Consider the following 20,392-nt stretch of genomic DNA (forward strand, 5'->3'; position numbering starts at 1 on the left):
GGTGATGGTCAGCGGATGTATCGCACCGGGGATTTGGTGCGCTGGGGTGCTGATGGGCAGTTGCAGTATCTGGGGCGCGCTGATGAGCAGGTCAAGATCCGCGGGTATCGCATCGAGCTCGGGGAGATCCAGGCCGCCCTGGCCGCCTGTGGAGGGGTGGGGCAGGCGGTGGTGATCGCCCGTGAGGACCGCCCCGGGGATAAGCGGCTGGTCGGCTACGTCACCGGCCAGGTCGACCCGGCCCAGACGCGCGCCGCGCTGGGGCAGCGGTTGCCGGGCTACATGGTGCCCGCCGCCGTGGTGACGCTGGAGGTGTTGCCGTTGACGGTCAACGGCAAGATCGACACCCGCGCGCTACCGGCACCGGAATACAGCGACGCCGAACGCTACCGCGCCCCAGTGACCGCGATCGAAGAGATCCTGGCCGGCATCTACGCCCAAGTCCTGGGCGTCGACCGCGTCAGCGTCGACGACTCCTTCTTCGAACTCGGCGGCGACTCCCTGTCGGCGATGCGCCTGGTGGCCGTGATCAACAAGACGCTGGACACCCACCTCGCGGTGCGCACGCTGTTCCACGCGCCGTCCGTGCGTGGCCTCAGCGAGCAACTGGGCAAAGCCGACAGCGCCTTGGAACTCATTCCTCTCGAGGTTTTCCGAGAGGGCACCGGAATTCCGCTGTGCTGTATTCACGAAGGCAACGGACAAAGCTATGCGTACCGGAATCTTCGCGATTACCTGGACTGCCCGATAATCGGGATCAACCAGATTCCGCAGGACGGAGAAACTGAACCTCACTCGATTCGTGACATGGCAAGAAACTACGCCGATCGAATCCAGGCCGCTTATCCGGAAGGGCCCTACAACCTGCTCGGGTGGTCATTCGGCGGCCCGGTTGCCCATGAAATCGCCGTCGAGCTTCGCCGGCGGGGTGCCGTGGTGCACCGTCTCGTCATGCTGGACCCGGTCCTCGACGCCGACGGTGACGCAGCAGACCAGACCGCCGTCGACGAGAGCCCGGCCGAGAATCGCCTGCTCAACCTCTTCCTGCGGTCCAGCGGCATCGAAATCCCCGAGCAGTCCGAGCCGCTCACCTACCAACAGGCAGAAGAGCTGATCCGCGAACAGGGGCAGGCGGTGGAATTCGTTCTGCCGCCCAAACCGATATTCGAGTTCGCGGTTTACAACCACAATACGAATCTGTCCTATCTGCGCGAACACACGCCCGAGGTGTTTGACGGCGATATGATCGTTTTCTCCGCTGCACGAGGTGAAAATGAGAACAATCCAGAAGACTGGCGGCAGTATGTAGCCGGTGACATCGCCGTGTACCCGGTCGATTGCGGACACGACGAGATGACCTCGACAGAAGTGCTGAATTCATATATCGAACAACTCAAACTGTCTTTAGGAGTTTGAGGCTGTAGTGGAGTGTAGAAGGCAATCTGCTCGGTGAGAGCGAGGGCGCAAGCCTGATGGGGGCGGGGGTGACCGGGGGGTGTTGACCCAGGCTGCGGCTACTGCCGGCTCACACGTGGGCGTTGGCGACCTGATGGACGCCGAGCACGGCCCGGCCGGACGGATCGGCGTTGTCGGCGAAGCTGGTGTCCCACGCGATGGCCGCCGGGGTGCTGCAGGCGATGCTCGGGCCGCCGGGCACACAAGACGCCGCGGCACGGCCCGGGAAGTGCGACTCGAAGATCTCCCGGTACATGTACGCCTCCTTGGTGGCCGGCGGATTGTCGGGAAAGCGGTACCGCGCGCTCTGCATCTGGCTGTCGGAGACCTGCGCCTCGGCGACCGCCTTGAGCGAATCGATCCACCGGTACCCGACGCCGTCGGAGAACTGTTCCTTCTGCCGCCACAGGATCTCGCTGGGCAGGAATCCCCGAAACGCTTCTCGCAGCGGCCATTTCTCCATCCGGTCCTGGCCGACCATCTTCTCGCAGGGATCGAAAGCCATTGCGATGTCGAGGAATTCGCGATCGAGGAACGGCACCCGGATCTCGACGCCCCACGCCGCGGCGGTCTTGTTGGCGCGCAGGCAGTCGTACTTGTGCAGCAGGTCGAGCTTGCGGATGGTCTCCTCGTGAAACTCCTGGGCGCCGGGCGCCTTGTGGAAGTAGAGGTAGCCGCCGAAGACCTCGTCGGCGCCTTCTCCCGACAGGACCATCTTGATCCCCATCGCCTTGATCCGGCGCATCATCAGATACATCGGTGTCGAGGCGCGGATGCTCGTCACGTCGTAGGTCTCGATGTGGTAAATCACGTCCCAGAGCGCGTCGAGGCCCTCCTGCACGGTGAACTGGAACTCGTGGTGCACGGTGCCGATCGCCGCGGCGACCTTGCGGGCCGCGGCGAGGTCGGGGGAACCTTCGAGCCCGATGCAGAACGAGTGCAGCCGCGGCCACCAGGCCTGCGTCCGGTCGCCGTCCTCGATCCGGTTCTCGGCGAATTTCGCGGTGACCGCCGAGATCACCGAAGAATCGAGTCCGCCGGAGATCAGCACGCCGTAGGGCACGTCGGACATCAATTGCTGATGGACGGCGGCTTCGAGGCCCTCGCGCAGGCCGGCGATGTCGAGGGGTCGGCCGGTGACGGCGGAGAAGTCGCGCCAGTGCGGGTCGTAATAGCGTCGCGGCTTGTCCAGCCCGCGCGTCAGGTAATGGCCCGGCGGGAAGTCTTCGATGTGCCGGCAGTACCGGATCAGCGCTTTCATCTCCGAGGCGACGTACAGGTTCCCGTTCTCGTCACGCCCGGTGTACAGGGGGATGACGCCGATCGGGTCCCGCGCGACGAGGAAGTCGTTGGTCCGCTTGTCGTAGAGGACGAACGCGAAGATTCCGCTGAGCCGATTGAGGAAATCGGCGCCGTAGCGCTCGTAGAGCGGGATGATCGCTTCGCAGTCCGACGCAGTCTTGAACGGATAGTCCCTGAACTCAGAGCGGAGCGCCTGGTGGTTGTAGATCTCGCCGTTGACCGCCAGGACGAGCTCGACACTTCGATCGGTCAGCGGCTGAGCTCCGTGTTCGACGTCGACGATCGAGAGCCGCTCGTGCGCGAGCACCGCATTCTCGTCGGCGAAGATGCCGCTCCAGTCCGGCCCGCGGTGACGCAGCAGTCGCGCCATCGTCACGGCCCGCTCGCGGAGCTCCCGGTGATCACCGCGCACATCGAGGATCGAAGCAATCCCACACATCACGCCCCCCATCTGAACCGACCGCAAACGCGATCAGCGCGAGCGTACTGCGGGGGGCGGTTCGCGGAGCTGTCGATTCGCGAAATGAAGCCCATTCGAAGCAAAGAAAAACGGCGGCTCGCCTGCCGCCCTCGCACAGGTGTCTCTGCTCAACGAGGAGGGAGATGACACGCAGCGCTGTTCATGGGTTGGTGTCGGTCGAACTGGTTTCGGCCGACCCGGAAAAGCTCGCGGAGTTCTATCGCCGTGTTTTCGACATCGAGTTCGAGCGTGAGGTCTACGGATACTCGTACCCGTACTTCGTCAGCACCGGCTCGTCGGCCCGCGGACTGGTGATCCACGACATCCGGAATTTCCCGCCGGGCAGAGCGCATTGCGGTACCGCGCGCTTCCTGCTGCAGATCGAGGATCTGGAGACTCTCAAGCAACGGCTGACGCAGCACGGCATCGAACTCGAGGAACCGCCCAGGAACCTGGGCTTCGAGAGGCTCCCGTGGTTCAGTTACTGGGGGCGGTGGGTCATCTCGATACGGGACCCAGACGGCAACGTCGTCCTGTTCCGCCAGTTCGAAAACGAGTTGCCGCGCAACCGGTTCGAGATGTTCAAGCTGACGCTGGCGTCCACCTACACCGACCTGAAGACGGTTCTCCAGTTCAAGGTCGTCGATCGCCTCCAGTATCGACTGGGCCGAATCCCGATCCGCACCAGAGATCTGACCGGTTACACGCATCTGGTGGCGTCGCGGGAAGGGCTCTACGCGGTCAACGGCCGGCAGTGGACGAAGATCATCAGCGGCGTCTTCTTCGGTGTGACGGTCAAGGACGGTTGCATCTACTGCTATCAGGCGCACGACATATACGACACCGGAATCCTGCTGAGCCGCATACAACTACGGGGCAAACCCCTGCGGGTGCGCGGCAAGCTGTTGGGCCGCGTCATCAAGCTGGAGCTGGACGGCAACCGCATCCGGCGCGAATCGGTGGTCGTCACCGGTTTGCACACCAACTGTCACCAGATGGATTTCATCGGCGACAAACTCCACATCATCGACACCTTCTGCCAGAAGATCCAGCGCTTCGACAGCTCATTCGAGCTGGAGGAGGAATTCTTTCCCCTGGGTTCTGAATTCGCGTCGCACAAATCGGGTCCCGATCGGTACATAGTTCCGGGACGCAATTACGTCCACATCAACTCCATCGTCGCGGAGCAGGGGTCCGTTTACCTTCTCCTGCACAACGGTCTGTCCAGTGGCAAACACAGCGAGCTGATCCAGACGGACGAGAACTTCGAGGTGAAGAACAGGTTCACCGTCCCCGGGGCTGGTTGTCACAACGTCGTGTTCCTGGAGGACGGCGAGTGGCTGATGTGTGATTCGCGCGGCGGCAACCTCATCAACCGCCATGGTGTGGTGGTGCACGTCGGTGAGCTGCTCACCCGTGGCCTCTCGGTCGACAAGGACACGGTCGTGGTCGGTGAATCGGGATACGCCACGCGGCTCGGCAGGCGCTACGTGCCGGGCAACGTGCACTTCTTCGACAGGAACTACCAGCGGCTGTCGAGCTTGCGCTTACCGGCCGCGCCCACCGATATTCGCAAGATCGACGGCCAGGACCTTTCACTTTCGAACGTGACCGAGCTGTAGGGGCACGGGCGGTGGACGACAGGACAGTTGGGATGCCGGCATGACCAGAGATTCAGTGCACAGCGACTTGTCGATTTCGCTATCTGGCGATCCGGCCATGGGCAAACTGTGGAGGGCGCCTACCGGACCGGGCCCGGGAGAGGATTCGACGATGGAAGAGCTGGCCCTGACCAGAACCGAGGCGCGCCCGGTTGTCCTGTTCGTGTTGGGCCAGGGCCGGTCCGGCACGTCGGCGCTCGCGCGTGTGCTCTCGCTCTGTGGCGCCGCGCTTCCCGCCGAGGTCAGACAGGCTGATGCGCACAACCCTCGTGGCTATTGGGAGCCCCGGGCAACGCTGGTACTCAACGAGACGATCCTGCGCCGGCACGGCAGCGCGGGGTTCGATCCCTCCCTGCGTCTGCTCGAGGACGGCGCGTTCGAACCCGACGAGAAGGCCGCCTGGACCGCCAAGATCGGCGATTTTCTGTCCGGGCTGCCGCAGGCGCCACTGGTGGTCATCAAGGACACCCATGTGACGGCGCTGTCCGACCTCTGGTTCGAGGCTGCGGATTCGGCCGGACTCGACGTTGTGGCCGTGATCGCGGTGCGCCACCCGCAAGAAGTCATCGCATCGCTCGCGGCAGCGGGTCCGACCACCCCTGAGCTGTCGAGCGCGCTGTGGCTCAAGAACACTCTGCTCGCCGAGAGGTACACGCGCGGCATGCCCCGGGTGTTCGTCGACTACGCCAACCTCCTCGACGACTGGCGCCGCGAGGTTTCGCGGATATCCCGGGCGGTCGCGATCGACCTGCACGCGCGAGACGAGGCCGAAGTCGACGAGTTCCTGGCGCCCAGCCTGCGGCGTCAGCGATGTTCCGGCCCGGTGAGCGAGCGTTTCGGCACCGACTGGATGTCGGCGGTGTACGAAGCGATGCGCGCGGCCGCGTGCGACGATCCCTGGGACAGCTCCGTGCTGGATCGTGTTTTCGAGGCGTATCAGGTCAGCGAACACGACTTCCGGACGGCCTTCGACAATTCGCGGGAGCTGTGGGCACTCGGCGCCGATCGCGCCTACTCCAACAGCTTGCTCTACCGGCTGTCTGTGTTGAAAATGATCCGCGCACCACGTGCCATGGTCAACCGTCGCAGGGGTGCGCGCGCCTGACGGAGGTGCGAATGACTTTGGCGGCGCTCATGTTTGCCGTAGGGTAGCCCGCTATGGCGTGTCTCGACGATGGGGAGCAAGCGACAGCTCGCTCGCGGACCAAACGTGCGGGACACGCGATGACAAAGGCCGCCGACCCGGCTACGCCACACCGCAGGAAAAGCTACGTTCCGGATTTGCTGAGGTCCCGGCGGTTCGTCGCAGTGATCCTCGCGATCGGCGGCACCCAGCTGATGGCGTCGATGGACGGACCGGTCGTGGTCCTCGCCCTTCCGACCATCCAGAACGAGCTGGGGCTCTCGGACGGAATGCGGAGCTGGGTCATCACCGCCTACGTGCTGACGTTCGGCGGGCTGATGCTCGTCGGCGGACGCCTCGGTGACACCATCGGCCGCAAGCGCACGTTCATCATCGGGGTGGCTCTGTTCACCGTCGCGTCCGCTGTGTGCGCGGTCGCCTGGAACGGAGGCGTTCTCGTCGTGGCGCGTCTGCTGCACGGAGCTGCGGCGGCGATCATCGCGCCGACTTGTATGGCGCTGGTGGCCACGACCTTTCCCAAGGGGCCGGTGCGAAACGCGGCGACGGCGGTGCTCGGCGGGATGATCGGCGTCGGGTCCGTGATGGGCCTGGTGCTCGGCGGGATGCTCACCGACGTGTCGTGGCGGCTCGTGTTCTGGGTGAATGTGCCGATCGGGATCCTGGTGATCGTCCTGGGCAGCACGATGCTGCAGGAAACGCAGAAAGAGCGGATGAGGCTCGACGCCAGCGGAGCGGTACTGGCGACACTGATCTGCACCGCGGCAGTCTTCGGACTGTCGATGGGTCCGGAGCTGGGCTGGGTTTCGGTCCTGACGATCGGCTCAGGCGTGGTGGCGCTGGTCGGTCTGGTCGCATTCGTCGCGGTGGAACGCACCGCGGAGAACCCGGTCGTGCCGTTCAGCCTGTTCTTCGACCGCAACCGGCTGGCCACCTACGGTGTCATGTTCCTCTCCGGCGGAACGGGTTTCACGCTTGCTGTGCTGATCGCCCTGTATGTGCAGGACGTGATGGGCTACAGCGCGCTGCAGGCAGGTATCGCCTTCATCCCCTTCGCCTTGGCGCAGGCCACCGGAATGGGCACCTCATCGCAGCTGGTGAAGTGGTTCCCGCCCCGCGTGGTGGTGATCACCGGCGCCAGCCTGCTGGTGGGCGCCATGCTGTACGGCTCGACGCTCAACCGTGACGTCCCGTACTTTCCGGACCTGTTGCTTCCCCTCGTCGTCGGCGGTCTCGGGCTGGGCATGATGGAGATCCCGCTCATGCTCTCCTTGATCGCCAGTGTCGGCTCCGACCGGATCGGCCCCGCATCGGCGGTGGCGGTGATGATCAGGATGATCGGCGGCCCCGTCATCCTGGTGACCATCCAGGCCGTCATCACGTTGCGCACGCTGGACCTCGGCGGCACGACCGGCCCCGTGCAGTCCATGACCGACGCTCAGTTGAATGCGATGGACAACGGCTTCACCGACGGGCTGCTCGGCGTGGCCGGTGTGGTCATGCTGCTGGCAGTGCTGGCGTTGTTCATCGGCTATACCGCCGAGCAGGTGGCACGGGCCAAGGAGGCGAGGGAAGCCAGGGACGCGGCGGACGCTGCCTGACGGCTACGGGTTGCGCACCGACCAGGGTTCGGCCATGCCGACGACGATCTGGCGCGGCGGCTTGTACTCCTCGCGGCTGTGGGCGACGAGCATGTTCTCGAGCATCATGATGTCGCCCTCCTGCCACGGGAGAGTCACCGTCTCGGCCTCATACGCCGCGCGTAGTTCGTCGAGCGCCTCGGGCTCGATCTCCTCGCCGTCGCCGTAGTAGGTGTTGTTCGGCAGGTTCTCCTTGCCCATCGACAGCAGGGCCTCGGCGACCATCGGGTCCAGGCTGGAAATGTGGAAGAAGGTGAGGTGGTTGAACCACGTCTTCTCGCCTGTTTCCGGGTGTGTCGCGGTAACCGGCCGCCGCTGCCGGGTGGTCAGCTCGCCGCCCGCCCCCCAGGTGAACTCGATGTCGTTCTCGGCGCAGTAGCGCTCGACCTCGGCGCGGTCGTCGGTCTGAAACGCCTCCTGCCAGCTGACCCCGAAGGTCGGGTTGAAATGGCGGACGTAGAGGTAGTCCCGTTCCTCCAGCCGTTGCCGGAGTTCAGGCGAGATCCGGCGGTAGATGTTGCGGCTGTCGGCGATCGGCGTGGCACCGCCGCTACCCGGTGGCACGACGCAGTGAAAGAAGAGCCGCAGCGGCCAGGTCTTGCTGTAGGACGACTCGTTGTGCATCGGAATCCGGGTGTGCGGCGGGTAGTCGGTCGACGTGTAGACGCGGTCACCGACTTCGTGTCGGGGCGACGTTCTGCCGACATAGGGGAGCGGCTCGCCGCCCACCGCCGCGATGAACCGGCGAAATGTCTCGACTGATGCCCCGGTGAAGCCCCGGAACACGATGCCTCCGTGGCGGAGGAGGAGTTCATGAATCGCGCCGCGCTGTTCCTGTGCCCACGCCACCACGTCCAAGCCGGCCCTCGTCGGCTCTATGACAAGGGGAAGTGACGGTCCCGGAACAATTCTTGCGTCCGTCAGTGTCAAGACATCAGACTCCACGTCGATCCCTCCCGCGCTCGACTGCGCCTCGAAGTCGCCGTCCCCACGGCTCGGCACGCCACGCTACCAGCGGCTTGTGACGCCGGGACGCTTCTTTGAAAGACGAACGGAACCGGCTCGGAAAACTTGAGAATCGACCCACGAGGGACGGCTTGGAGTGGCCCACCCTGAGCGGCGAACCGTCCCGGCATTCCGTTGTGCCGGCTGCGGCGGAGCGGTCAAGACACCCCATCAATTGATGGTGGTCGCTTAGCTGACGAAATCGGATGACGTCGCGTTGACTTTCCTCAACCACACGAGAGCAACAATGAGCACCGTTGCCTTGCTGTTATGGTCGGCTTTGCGTCACGGAGACGTAATTCAAAAAGGGGAAGCGACGAATTTCGCAAGGGGGAAAACAATGGCGACAGAAGCCAGCCACGCGTCGGCGGTAAAGGACATGCGGCGCCTGCGGTGGCAACTGTTCTTCCGGGGCGCAGTGACGCTCTACGGGTCCAGCAGCGCCACCGAAATGGTGTACCTTACCCATTACGCCCAACATGCCCGTCTAGTCGCTGAGATCGGGTTCAACGCCGGCCAATCCGCTTACGCAATGCTCATCGCGAACCCCGACCTCGAGGTGGTGTCGTTCGACCTAGGAGCGCATCGGGCGATAAAAGTCGGGAAACGGTTCATCGATGAGCGGTTCCCCGGCCGCCACACCCTGATTCTCGGAGACTCCAAAACTACCGTGCCTGAATACAGAGCCGCTCATCCTGAAACGGTGTTCGATGTGGTATTCGTCGACGGCGGCCACGACTACGACACCGCCGCAGCCGATCTGGCGAACATGCGGGAATTGTCCTCCCCGGCGACAACACTGATCATGGACGATTTGGTGCCGGGAATGAGTTACGGGATCGGGCCCATGAAGGCGTGGAGTGAGGCTGTTGAGCAGGGGATGATTCGTGAGTCAGAACGCGTGCGCAATGGGCGGCGCCGCGGATGGGGACGCGGCCACTACGTGGCGAGGGAGACTGACACACCCACCTGAGTGGATCGACTGGTGTAGTTCGCCGTTCTGGCGTTCGGGTGTTCCGCTGGGGGCACACGCCCTGCGCCTGCTTCGCCCAACTATCGAGCGCAGCAAACTTGCCGAGGTAAGCGCAGAATCTTCGGCGACTAGCGCGGATTGCCCTAGCTGACAGGTCGGCGACCAGGCGTCGCGTTCGCTGGGTGTATGCCCGGTTAGGTCGAAACTGCTCGATGATCCACGCCCTGGCTATCGCCCTGCCGCAAGTTCGCCGAACGGGCTACCGGCGCGGTAGTATTTGCTGCGTAGACCATGGGGGAGTTTACTGGCGGGGTCCGACGGATAATCCGCCGCGTAGTCTTGAAGGGTCATGACCGGAGAGAGCAGTCGCATCGCGCTAACCCGCGGTCGGCGCTGCGCCTGAACCCTGGCGTGCTGCGCGCCGCGTGGTGTAGTCGCGCCGACTCTGCTGTCAGAGTCCACCGTCCTGAAGGAGGAAACGGTTGTTTGACGTCAACAACACGTTCGAGGTGCCGAGATTAGAACGCCCGAGCCGCGATGAACTGGAAGAGCGCTTCATCATCCCGCAGCGCCCGGTCGTCATCTCCGGAGCGATGGAGGACTGGCCAGCGCTCGAGCAGTGGACCAACGAGTATCTGAAGGAGAAAATCGGCGGTCGCCCGCTGAGCCCCTCCAAGGTCACCGATGCGGGCACTCACATCCCCGATGCGAAGAAGGGGACCATGGCTGCCGCGTCGGAGATGACGTTCGCGGAGTACATCGATCTGCTGGCAAGTGGCGTCATCTCGGACGGCGAACTCTATGCCGTCCAACTTCCCATCGAGACCGCCCTACCCGAGCTGTGGCCCGATGTCCGATTCCCCGCCTTCGTCGACGAGGACAAGTTCGCCGCGGTCAATCTTTGGTTCGGCCCTGGCAACAACTTCACGTCGCTGCACTACGACTACGCCGACAACTTCCTCACGCAGGTCCGGGGCAAGAAGCAAGTAATGCTCTGTCCGCCTCGGGAGATCACCCGCGTCTACCCCTACCCCTTCGGATACGTCGGCAACAACCTCTCCCAGGTCAACGTCGCGTCCCCGGATCTGACTCAGTTCCCCGACTGGGCCGACGCCGACCGGGCTGTCGTCGAGCTCGGCCCGGGCGACATGCTCTACATCCCGCTCGTCTGGTGGCACGCGGTGTGGGGAATCGGCGAGAACATGTCGATCAACTACTGGTGGCAGTCCAACTACGCCAATTTCCTCAAACATCCCCGCCAGACGGCCCGCCGCCTCGGCAGCCTCGCTGTCGGCGTTCGCGGTGCCGCCGGCCAGATGGTACAGAGCGTCGCCAGCAGCGCCGGTCTCCAGTCCGTCCGCTGACCCGCAGGGCCGTCACAGCGCGTCGGTATCGCTTCGCGACAGCACGATGTCGCAGTGCGGTTTGCGCTCCAAAAGCGTCAAGTCACGCACGCGCTGTGGCCGGCCGACATTCCTGGGCCACAGATACCGCCAGGGCCCGTAGTCGTTCGGCAGCAGATAGACGTTGAAACCGCGATCCACAAAGGGTCGCAGCACATCCGTCGGCTTCAGTGTCTGATCGCTCCACCAGATCGGGGACAGCTCAACCATCAATTCCGCGTCGGCGGGCAGCGCGTCGACGGACTCCAACAAGCCCGCGAGCACGCGGTCCTCGCCGCCCTCTACGTCGATCTTGATCAGGCGCGCAGCCGCCAGCTCCTCGCGGCGTACGAGCGCACCCAGCGGCGCCGCTCGAACTCGGCCCTGTTCCCGGAAGCCCCCGTGGGCGACCGTCGTGGTGAGGCCGGTGTTGTAGCTCGGACCCACGAACAGCGGGACTTCGTCGTCGTGATCCGACACGGCGGCGGTCACCACGCGGACGTTCGTCAGGTCGTTCGTGGACACCGTTTCCTCTAGCGCGGCGACGGCCGGGGGCGAGGGCTCGATCGCCACCACTGTGCCGGCAGGACCGACCAGCTTGGCGGCCAGCGCGCTTACACAGCCGATGTTGGCGCCGACGTCGATGAAGGTGTCGCCGGGTTGCAATCGGCGGCGCATGAGCGCTGCAATGTCGGGTTCCCACGTGCCGAACAGATACAGATACATCTGAATGAGGTCAGGTAGCTCGCATCGATGACGCACGCCGTCTTCAGTGGTGCAATGAACGACCAGCGGGCCCCGAAATGCGGCACGGAGGTACAGCCACACAACCATCGCGAAGAACGGAACGACGAGTAGAACGGTCCGAACCCGGCGCTCGGCGGCACCGACGCTTTCCTGGTCGGTGCGCAGAGATCTGAGGTACCTCCGCCACAGTGCGACGATCCGCTGCTCGATCAACCGCGTGACCCGCTGTCTCCAGACACCGATGAACACTGCTGGTACGCCAACGACACAGGCGTTCCCCCTAAGTCACCCCGACCCAGAACACGTGGGCCCCTGAACGATCAACGTGATCCTAGTCCGAACACACAACATCCGATCAGGAAGAGGCGGATCACTCCGGCGACCGCGAACCCGACTGCCTCGGCGCGGGGTGGCCCGGCGGAGCCTGCTGCCGGCGGTCGCGTGCAGGCCTACATGTCGCCGGCGTCGATGGCCTTCTTGACTTGCTGTGCGTGCGCCACCTGCTGCGCCGAGTAGCCGATGAAGAGCGCGATGATGCCGACGATGACGGTCACCGCAGCCAACCACAACAAGCCGTAGGTGATGCCTTCGTCCAGCGCATGCAACTGAGCGGCGTCCATGGACTTGACCGGGCCGTTGACGCCGCCCAGGGAAAGGGTGCGCGACGTGATCACGGCTTGGATCGCGACCAGCACCACCGGTCCCCCCAGGGTGGACAACATCAGTGCTATCGCGGAGGTGGGTCCGATGCGGTCGTCTCCGACGCTGGCGATGGCCGAGAGCATGAGCGGGAGGTTGACCACGCCGATGCCGACGCCGCCCACGACGAGTGGCAGCACCAGGTTCGGGAAGTAAGGGACGTCCATGTTGAGGGTGAGGCCGCTGACCACCACCGCCCCCAACACGAGCAGGCCACCGGCGATCACCAGCACCCGTGGCGGGAACCGCATCACCAGCCGCGACGACGCGCCCATCCCGATGCCAGCCGCAATGACGAACGGAATGAATCCGATGCCGGCGTGCAGCGTGCTGTAATGCAGGACTTGCTGAACATATAAGGCAACCAGCACGGTCAGCGTGAACAACACCCCACCGGCGAAGAAGATGGTGACGAACGTGGCCAGCCGATTACGGTCGACGAACAAATCGAAAGGCACGATGGGGTTCTCGGCCCGGCGCTCGACCACGACGAACGCCACCAGGGCGGCTAGTGCCACGACGCCCGAACCGATCGTCATAGCCGACAGCCAGCCCTCTTGAGGCGCTACTGATACGCCGAGAACCACGGCGGCACAAATCAATGTGGCCAGTACGGCCCCGGCGACGTCGAGCTTCATCCGCTCCGTCCGGGTCTCGCGCAGCGCGGCGCTCGCGAGCCAGATCACGACGAGTCCGATCGGCACGTTGACGATGAAGACGAGTCGCCATGACACGTCGGTGAGTGCCCCGCCCACAGTCAAGGCCAGCACGGAGCTGAGTCCCCCCATCGCGCCGAATATCGCCGTCGCGACATTGCGCCCGGGCCCCTTCGGGAATGTGGTCGCCACCAGCGCCATACACGTGGGTGTGAGGATGCCGGCGGCTATGCCCTGCACCAGCCGGCCCGAAAGGAGACTGGCCGAGTCCCAGGCGACCCCGCACAGTCCTGAGGCGATCGTGAACACCGCACCAGCGATCAGGAAAGTGCGCTTCCGGCCGATCGCGTCCCCAAGGCGGCCGCCCAGAAGCATCAGGCCGCCGAAGGTGAGTATGTAGGCAGTGACCACCCATCCCCGAGCAGCGTCGGAGAGGCCAAACTCGTTCTGAATCTTGGGAAGAGCGAAGACCGCGATAGTCCCGTCCATCGCCGCCACCAGGCTCATGCCGCTGAGGGCGATGACTGCGGCGGCATACCGGCCACGCGACAGCGGAGTCTGGAGGAAGCCGCTCTTATCGCTCAACGTAGTCGGCTCGGCGGGCATACAGTCGCTCCTTTCGCGTGCCCTGCCGTCGATTGACGTTGCGCTGCCACGTCACTCGCCGTCATAGCGGACCACGCTACAGCAATCTCAAAAGGTGTCGGCCGTGAGCCCGACGGGTCAAGCGCTGTCTGTGACTTCGGGTCTCAGTCGCCTTCCGCCGACCGTGTCATTGGCGAACATCGCGGTCGTGCCAGGTGACCGGTCAATGCCTCGCCATGTGGTTGCGTAGTGGTCCCACGGTCAAGTCAAGCTCGCGAAGGCGAACCACCAACGGTTCGAGCGCGGCAGCCGTCACCTTCCATGATCCCGGAGCGGCTTGATAATCGCTGTCGTGCAGCAGCACCGTGCTGCCATCACGCGCGTCGCGCATCACATCGCGCACCACCTCTTCGGCGGTGGCATCTTCGCGCCAATCGCGCCCGCACGCATCCCAGAGCACCGGCATCAAACCCAGGCTCCTGCTGGCCCAGAACGTGGCACCCGTCGGAATCCCGTACGGCGGCCGATACCAGACGGGCCGCACCCCGGTCGCCGCGGCGATTTCATCCGAGGCCCTCACCAGGCTGGCGCGCAGCCGGCGTGGGGGCACCAGCAGGCTGTTTCGATGATCCCACCCGTGCAGGGCGATCTCATGGCCTTCGGCGACCACACGCTGCGCGACGTCAGGGTGTTTGGCCACCTGCTCGCCCAGCATGAAGAACGTCGCTTTCACCTCGAGCCGCGCGAGTATGTCCAGAATCTCTGGCGTGCCGCACGGGTCGGGACCGTCGTCGAATGTCAGCGCGACGTGGCCCGGCCGGCCTCGGCCGGCCAAGCGCGGCATCCACCGGTGCACTTGTGGAAAGGCTGTGATGAACGGTAAGGCAAACGCCAAAGCCGACATCACCGCCGCCACACAAGCCCACCGCAGCGTCGCTCTCATCACCCTCCCATGGTCTGTCCGCGTCGTCGTTCGCACGGAGAACGGGCGCTTTATCAACGCCGTGGACTGTCAGTCGGCGCGGCAATGCACCCGGCGCGTGCGGACTTTTCCAGTAGATCAGCGGCGTTGGCAACGCTTTCAGCGGGTTTTGTCATCCGGGTGGCGATTTCTCGAGCCCGACTGACGTATTGCGGCGCCAAGATTTGTCGAAGGTCTTTGGCCAAGGATTTAGCGTCAGTCGCCGAAAATCGCCGCGTGGCGCCGACCTGCATTCGCTTGGCGTGGCCGCCGAATACCTGCCCATCGGTGTGCGACCAAAGGATCAGCGAAGGTACTCCCGCGCGTAGAGTTGCGGCGAAGGTTCCCGCGCCGCCGTGGTGCACTATGGCACGGCAGGCGGGAAAGACTGCCGAGTGCGAGACCGCCTTAACGACTTTGACGTCATCCGAGCACGGAACGTGTTTGAAGTCATTGCATCCTGAGCAGATCAGGACCCGCTCACCCAATTCCGCGCAGGCGGCGATGACCATCGCGATTGTGCGGTCGGGGGAGTCGGTCGGCATGCTTCCGAATCCGAAATAGATCGGCTGCGTTCCCGCGGCGATCCACGAGCTCACTTCCTCGTCGTCATTCGACGACAAACCCATCGTCAGCGCTCCCACGAACGGACGATGATCTTGGCGCTGCGCCCATTCCGCTGCCAGTCCCGGGTAGCAGATTTCGTCATACGTCTGTATCTCCAAGGCCCCTTCTGCGATCCGCCGCGTTGTCGGCATTGTCGCTTTCGGTAGCCCGAGTTCACTGCGTTGAGCGGCCTCGAGATTTTTTGTTCCCAGCCAGTTCATCCAGTCCAAGAGGCGAAGGCCGAAACGGACGACCGCCGGCGGTAAACCTGGAATCCAATACCCGTTGGGTCTCAGCGGAATGGGATGCAGCGTCGCGAACGGGATGGCGTGATGCTCTGCGACGTTTGCCGCGACTTGCTCGTAAATATGACCGCTGACTAGCAGATCGGCGTCATCGGCCAGCGAGATCAGCGTTTTGCTCAACTCCGACCAGTGTCTCTTGACTATGTCGATCGTTTCTCGCCATGACTCGAATAACTCTTTGGTCCACAAATTCCGCGGGAATCCCTTCCACAAATTCTGGAAGAAATCCGATTTCAGGGTGGACTGCGAATCCAGGCCGAAGGCGACCGCCTCGAGCCCTGCCGATTCGACGAGCCCCACCTGGTCAGGTGGAACTGCCATCCGTACTTCGTGGCCCCGGAACGCCAGTTCGCGGCCCAGTGCCGCGCAGGGCTCGACGTCACCCCGGGTTCCATAGCACGCCAAAACAAATTTCATAACCGCTCCCCCCGGCCGTATGCTATCGCCGCGCGATGGAAGAGATTGTAAGCAGTTGCACAGCTACTGACAAATCACTGCTGCGTCACACCATTTCGATCTCAACGAGATAAATTGTTTGCGGCAGCAACGATGTTTTCTTCTACCACGTCAATACCCTTTCATATGGCCGCCAGCAGCGGAATCACCTCGGCCTCCAGTCTTGATCCCTGCGCTGCCAGCAACCTTCCGCACCATCTCGTCCCACTCACCGCCAATGCCCGAGCGCGAAGGTCGATTACGCGGCGGGCAGCCGGTGGGGGTGCTCCGAGCAGTTGGCACAGCCGCGAGTGCCGCACGGGAGTTGACTGATCACGTGCTGCGGGACGCCCTGGACGGCATGCCGCCGAAAGGGGGGTGAACGGCATGTTGCCCCCGCACGGGCTCGGCGCGAGCGCAGTCGGCGCCGGACCAGTCGGAACGGTGGGCATAGTCGTCATGCCGGCCGGCGAAGTTGTGCCCGGCCAGAGTTGACGGCGGAATCGCAACGAGCGCTTCGAGGCGCGATACTATGCAGCATCACACTTCAGGCGCTTGGGGCCATCTCGCGGGCCATAGAATTGAGGTTGCAAACAGTCACATCTGCGCACGATTTTCTTTCAACTACTGGTTCAGTTTCGGGGCGGGTTCCATCGCTCTTGAACGTCGCAACATTCATCGACAAATAAGGCCGTTCCTAATATGCCACGATCTGCCCATGCAAATAACGCGCGAAAGTCGTTCACGGCCGTCATGGCGGCCAAGTCCGTGGCTTTCTTCACCCGACACCCGATTCTCATACGGGCCGTCGTCCCTCCGTTGTCATACATGGTCAATCCTCCATCGATTGATGAGGCAACGTGGGATCGCGAATATTCAGAGGGTCATTGGGCTTACCTGAATGAATTGGCCGAAATGCCGCGTTATGCTCTCATTGCTGGGTTCATGAGATATTTGCAGCCAGTGGGAAGTGTACTGGATGTCGGTTGTGGGACCGGCCAGCTGGTTGATTGGGTATGGCGGGAAAGTGTCCAGCGGTACGTCGGGATCGATTTATCGAAAGTCGCGGTTGAAACTGCGAGCCGTCTGAGTGCGCAAGCGCGATTCGAAGTGGCAGACGCGAATACTTACGTTCCAGACGAAACGTTCGACGTCATCATCTTCAATGAAGTTCTCTACTACTCGCCCGATCCCGGTGCAACATTGGAACGTTACGGGCAGTTCCTCAATCCGGACGGCGCGTTCATTATTTCGACGTTCCGTAATCCCGGCGGCGTGAAGATGTGGCGCGAGTGTAGGGCGCACGTCGAACTAGTCGACCAGGTCAGGTGCCGGGGGGCTGCAGGATTGGAATGGGACATTCGTCTATGTCGTCCCAAGAAGGCGGCTGCTTGATTCCCTTCGACCTCTCCCGACGAGTCGATTCACGGCTCACCCCGTCAGCGGTCACTCGATCCGGCCGGCCAAGCCGAATTCTGCGAGCGTTCGCGCAGCCAACTCGCGCAAAGCGGGCTTTGTATTCTCAAAACCCGGTTGGTATGCGTCAACACTGATGATGAAGCTGCCCGGGATGCGCAGGGACTGCAGAATCAGTTGCCCGCCGGTGCGCTCGAGCCGTTCTCGCGATTCGTGCTGGGCAGTCACTCGTGCGGTGGCGTACTCGGCGTCAGTGCCGTCGAGACGGTTCACCACCGAACCGACGTCGCCGAGGTTGGAACAGAACACCGGGTGCTCTGGGTCAGCCAGCGTCGCATCGTCCATGCGTTTCAGGGCCCGCTTCGGTGTGAAGGAAAGCAGCCACGCGAGCTGCAAAGACTCATCGTGTGTCTGACGCACCTCTTTCAGCGCCTGTCTGATCGCCGCGCGCATGTCATGCAGATCCGTAGTGAGTCCGGTCGGATCGATGCTGACGCGCGCGATCAACATCGCATTTGCCCGTAGATCACCCTCGCCGCGCTCGCTCACGGGGAGCTGCAGCGTGACGGCGCCGTCACCAGCACGTCGGCGTCCGAGGTGTTCCCCGAGTTTCGCGGCGAACGCCGCAGTCAGGGTGTTACTCGTGCCGCCCAGAGCCTCCGCGCGGGCGTCCCAGGCTGCGAGATCAACGCGAATCGTGATACCCGGCACGACGATGACGTCATCGCCGGCGGCCCGCCGAAGCGGCGCTGGTGGTGGCGGCGCCGGCGCCGGTGACTGCGCAAGCTCACGGCGGCGCTGACGGGCGAGTCGTGCCGCCAGCCGAACTGCCCGGCCGACTTCAGGTGCGTCCCGCAGCGTCAGTCGGCTGTCCTGTGCGACCGCGCGCAGCCGACGACGTGAGTCCGGCGGCGGGTAGGGGAGATCGTGCGTGTTCCCCATGAGCGCGTCAACCAGGACCACGACGAGCCCGAGGCCGTCGACCAGGTAGTGCGAGACGACCAGGCTGACCGCGGTGCAGCCGTCCTCCAGCGGAACGACCCCGATATGCCAACCCGGTCCGTTCTCCGCATCGATGGGTATCTGTGAGCGTTCGTCGATCCAGTCGCCGAGCTCAGCCCGTGGCCGGGGGCGTTCTTCGACATCTATGCCCGAAGGGCCGCGGTCCAGGACCCACCGATGCGGACCGAACGGCAGCGGCGAACTCTCGATGCGCCGCCCCGCCAGCCCATACCCCAGATTCCGGTGGAAGCTCTGCACGCGCTCGAAGTCGATCGGGTGTTCGTAGACCCACACACACTGGATGACCAAGTTGCGCCCCATCGCGCGGTGCTGCGTGAACAAGCCGTGGTCCATGAGTGCGAGCCGATTTTCCGGCCGCACAGCGCTTGTCGTGTCGGGGCTGTCTGTCGAAGTCCTTGCATCAGGCGTCCGCGCCCGCATCATCAGCCTTCGATCGCCTGGTACGCATCATCGCGGAGGACGACACGGCACCGGCCGACGCGGGCATCGGCGAATCCGAACCAATTCATGGGGTGAGAGTACCGAGGAGCTTGATCGGGAGTGTGGCGGACTCTGGCGTGGACCTTGCGGCCCACGTCCATCAGCAGTTGGAGCGCAGGCGTGCGAAGTTCTCGACGAGATCGGCAGCGGCCGAGACGCTTTCGGCGGGGCTGGTCATCTGGGTGGCGATTTCGCGGGCTCGTGATTCGTACCGTGGAGCGAGGATCGTGCGCAGATCCGCCAGCAGTGATTCCGAGGTGGTGGTCGAAAAGCGGCGCTTCGAGCCGACTTTCAGTCGCTTGACCCGGACCCCCCAGAGAGTCTGATCCAGGTCGGTCGAGAGGATCAACTGCGGGATTCCGGCACGCAGAGCCGCTGCCGTCGTACCCGCGCCACCGTGGTGCACGACGGCGCGGCACGCGGGGAAGGCGGCCGCATAGCTCGTCGCGCTGACCACCTTGACGTCGTCCGGATTCGCGACTTGGGGAGCATCCAACCCAGTCGCGCAAATCAGTGCCCGCTCGCCCAGTTGCGCGCAGGCCTCGGTGATCATGGCCAGCGTGTCGGCGGCAGAATCCACCGGCACGCTGCCGAACCCGAAGAAGATCGGCGGAGTCCCCGCTCCGATCCAGGAGGCAACCTCCTGGTCGCTGTCCGCCGGCTGGTTCGTCGCCAGTGCCCCGACGAAGGGCCGTTGGCCGTCGAAGTCCGCCCATTCTTCGGCCAGGCCCGGAAAGCAAGCCTTTTCATAAGCCTGAATTTCCAGCGATCCGCGTTCGGTGATCTGCCGCGTGGCGGACAGCGTGGCCTCTGGCAGTCCCAATTCGCGGCGCTGCGCGTCGACCACCTCTTTCGTCCCGCGCCAAATCAGCCATTCGTGCGCCAGCATGGTCACACGACGTAATGGCGCCGGCAGGAACGAAAGTAGTTTGCCATTGGGTCGGATAGGAAAGTAATGCAGCGTGGCCAAAGGAATGTCGTAATACTCGGCGACGTTGGCCGCGACCTCTTCGAATACCAAGCCGGTGAAGAGCAGATCGGCGCCCTTCGCAAGCGACGTCAGCGTATTGCTCAGCTCTTGCCAGGCCTCGGCTTTGGGCTCCCATGCCTCGCGCGACAACCTGCTCACTTCGCGAAGCCGCCAGGGCGTGTGAAAAAACGTCCGGTAGAAGGCCCAGTGGGCGTCGAGCATCTTGTGCGAATCCGGCCCGAAGGCGGTCGCATCGAGTCCTGTCGACTCGACGAAGCCGACCATGTTGGGTGCGACGGCCAGGTGCACCTCGTGCCCACGGTGGAGCAGTTCACGGGCAACCGCGGCGCAGGGCTCGACATCGCCGCGCGTCCCGTAGCACGCCACCACAACCTTCATCGTGAGTCCTGACCTTTCATCGTCGCTGCGGAGCCTTTCATTCTTGTTGCTGGGGGCGCAACGCGCGGACAGCTGCTGTAGGACAAGTGTG

At 63.8% G+C, this 20,392-nt stretch carries 15 protein-coding genes; 7 read left to right on the top strand and 8 right to left on the bottom strand.

Features of this window, described 5'->3' with window-relative positions; translation table 11 throughout:
* The coding region (locus A5663_RS14580; RefSeq protein ID WP_156744488.1) for a thioesterase domain-containing protein at positions 1-1,416 on the top strand (1,416 nt) is incomplete at its 5' end.
* Positions 1,417-1,525: 109 nt separating this feature from the next.
* Here A5663_RS14580 and asnB read toward each other — a convergent pair.
* Positions 1,526-3,196 carry an asparagine synthase B gene (asnB, locus tag A5663_RS14585; RefSeq protein ID WP_068150195.1) on the bottom strand — a complete coding sequence of 557 codons (1,671 nt, stop codon included), beginning with the start codon at positions 3,194-3,196 and terminating at the stop codon, positions 1,526-1,528.
* 164 nt (positions 3,197-3,360) lie between these two features.
* On the opposite strand from asnB, the gene A5663_RS14590 reads away from it, so the two are divergent.
* The 3 genes from A5663_RS14590 to A5663_RS14600 all read left to right on the top strand — a co-directional run bounded on the left by A5663_RS14590 (position 3,361) and on the right by A5663_RS14600 (position 7,620).
* On the top strand, positions 3,361-4,839 hold the full coding sequence (locus A5663_RS14590; protein WP_082974139.1) for a VOC family protein: 1,479 nt from the start codon (positions 3,361-3,363) through the stop codon (positions 4,837-4,839).
* 151 nt (positions 4,840-4,990) lie between these two features.
* The gene (locus tag A5663_RS14595; RefSeq protein WP_068150200.1) at positions 4,991-5,983 is read left to right on the top strand and encodes a sulfotransferase family protein; all 993 of its coding nucleotides are present in this window, start codon (positions 4,991-4,993) and stop codon (positions 5,981-5,983) included.
* Positions 5,984-6,036: 53 nt separating this feature from the next.
* Positions 6,037-7,620 (top strand): MFS transporter, encoded by a 1,584-nt coding sequence (locus A5663_RS14600; RefSeq protein ID WP_082974141.1) that lies wholly within the window; start codon positions 6,037-6,039, stop codon positions 7,618-7,620.
* A gap of 3 nt (positions 7,621-7,623) precedes the next feature.
* On the opposite strand, the gene A5663_RS14605 is transcribed toward A5663_RS14600, so the two are convergent.
* Complete coding sequence (locus A5663_RS14605) at positions 7,624-8,661, bottom strand: TauD/TfdA family dioxygenase (RefSeq protein ID WP_068150206.1); 1,038 nt, start codon at positions 8,659-8,661, stop codon at positions 7,624-7,626.
* 250 nt (positions 8,662-8,911) lie between these two features.
* Here A5663_RS14605 and A5663_RS14610 point away from each other — a divergent pair, with 250 nt between their 5' ends.
* Together A5663_RS14610 and A5663_RS14615 are read left to right on the top strand one after the other, a co-directional pair.
* Entirely contained in the window at positions 8,912-9,637 is a 726-nt protein-coding gene (locus A5663_RS14610; RefSeq protein WP_082974143.1) for a class I SAM-dependent methyltransferase, read from the top strand.
* 482 nt (positions 9,638-10,119) lie between these two features.
* The gene (locus A5663_RS14615; RefSeq protein ID WP_068150212.1) at positions 10,120-11,001 is read left to right on the top strand and encodes a cupin-like domain-containing protein; all 882 of its coding nucleotides are present in this window, start codon (positions 10,120-10,122) and stop codon (positions 10,999-11,001) included.
* Positions 11,002-11,013: 12 nt separating this feature from the next.
* Here A5663_RS14615 and A5663_RS14620 read toward each other — a convergent pair whose 3' ends face one another.
* The 4 genes from A5663_RS14620 to A5663_RS14635 form a co-directional block, all read right to left on the bottom strand.
* The gene (locus tag A5663_RS14620; protein ID WP_068150214.1) at positions 11,014-12,015 is read right to left on the bottom strand and encodes an FkbM family methyltransferase; all 1,002 of its coding nucleotides are present in this window, start codon (positions 12,013-12,015) and stop codon (positions 11,014-11,016) included.
* Positions 12,016-12,215: 200 nt separating this feature from the next.
* Complete coding sequence (locus A5663_RS14625) at positions 12,216-13,727, bottom strand: MFS transporter (protein WP_082974144.1); 1,512 nt, start codon at positions 13,725-13,727, stop codon at positions 12,216-12,218.
* Between the two features lie 202 nt (positions 13,728-13,929).
* Positions 13,930-14,622, bottom strand: coding sequence for a polysaccharide deacetylase family protein (locus tag A5663_RS14630; protein WP_197503407.1), 693 nt, complete (start codon positions 14,620-14,622; stop codon positions 13,930-13,932).
* A gap of 80 nt (positions 14,623-14,702) precedes the next feature.
* Positions 14,703-15,995, bottom strand: coding sequence for a glycosyltransferase (locus A5663_RS14635; protein WP_068150221.1), 1,293 nt, complete (start codon positions 15,993-15,995; stop codon positions 14,703-14,705).
* An 846-nt stretch (positions 15,996-16,841) separates the two neighbouring features.
* On the opposite strand from A5663_RS14635, the gene A5663_RS22670 reads away from it, so the two are divergent.
* Positions 16,842-17,408 carry a trans-aconitate 2-methyltransferase gene (locus tag A5663_RS22670; protein ID WP_197503408.1) on the top strand — a complete coding sequence of 189 codons (567 nt, stop codon included), beginning with the start codon at positions 16,842-16,844 and terminating at the stop codon, positions 17,406-17,408.
* A 51-nt stretch (positions 17,409-17,459) separates the two neighbouring features.
* Here A5663_RS22670 and A5663_RS14640 read toward each other — a convergent pair whose 3' ends face one another.
* Together A5663_RS14640 and A5663_RS14645 are read right to left on the bottom strand one after the other, a co-directional pair.
* Positions 17,460-18,785 carry a hypothetical protein gene (locus tag A5663_RS14640; protein WP_068150235.1) on the bottom strand — a complete coding sequence of 442 codons (1,326 nt, stop codon included), beginning with the start codon at positions 18,783-18,785 and terminating at the stop codon, positions 17,460-17,462.
* Between the two features lie 247 nt (positions 18,786-19,032).
* Positions 19,033-20,301 (bottom strand): glycosyltransferase, encoded by a 1,269-nt coding sequence (locus tag A5663_RS14645; RefSeq protein WP_068150223.1) that lies wholly within the window; start codon positions 20,299-20,301, stop codon positions 19,033-19,035.
* Between the last annotated feature and the right edge of the window lie 91 nt (positions 20,302-20,392).

Source organism: Mycobacterium sp. E740 (genome assembly GCF_001672895.1).
Classification (GTDB): domain Bacteria; phylum Actinomycetota; class Actinomycetes; order Mycobacteriales; family Mycobacteriaceae; genus Mycobacterium.

Excerpts from the sequence above, each read along its gene's own strand:
- asnB (WP_068150195.1), bottom strand. The coding sequence starts at position 3,196 with ATGTGTGGGATTGCTTCGATCCTCGATGTGCGCGGTGATCACCGGGAG.
- A5663_RS14590 (WP_082974139.1), top strand. The coding sequence starts at position 3,361 with ATGACACGCAGCGCTGTTCATGGGTTGGTGTCGGTCGAACTGGTTTCG.
- A5663_RS14595 (WP_068150200.1), top strand. The coding sequence starts at position 4,991 with ATGGAAGAGCTGGCCCTGACCAGAACCGAGGCGCGCCCGGTTGTCCTG.
- A5663_RS14600 (WP_082974141.1), top strand. The coding sequence starts at position 6,037 with ATGGCGTGTCTCGACGATGGGGAGCAAGCGACAGCTCGCTCGCGGACC.
- A5663_RS14610 (WP_082974143.1), top strand. The coding sequence starts at position 8,912 with ATGAGCACCGTTGCCTTGCTGTTATGGTCGGCTTTGCGTCACGGAGAC.
- A5663_RS14625 (WP_082974144.1), bottom strand. The coding sequence starts at position 13,727 with ATGCCCGCCGAGCCGACTACGTTGAGCGATAAGAGCGGCTTCCTCCAG.
- A5663_RS14635 (WP_068150221.1), bottom strand. The coding sequence starts at position 15,995 with ATGAAATTTGTTTTGGCGTGCTATGGAACCCGGGGTGACGTCGAGCCC.
- A5663_RS22670 (WP_197503408.1), top strand. The coding sequence starts at position 16,842 with ATGGTCAATCCTCCATCGATTGATGAGGCAACGTGGGATCGCGAATAT.
- A5663_RS14640 (WP_068150235.1), bottom strand. The coding sequence starts at position 18,785 with ATGGACCACGGCTTGTTCACGCAGCACCGCGCGATGGGGCGCAACTTG.
- A5663_RS14645 (WP_068150223.1), bottom strand. The coding sequence starts at position 20,301 with ATGAAGGTTGTGGTGGCGTGCTACGGGACGCGCGGCGATGTCGAGCCC.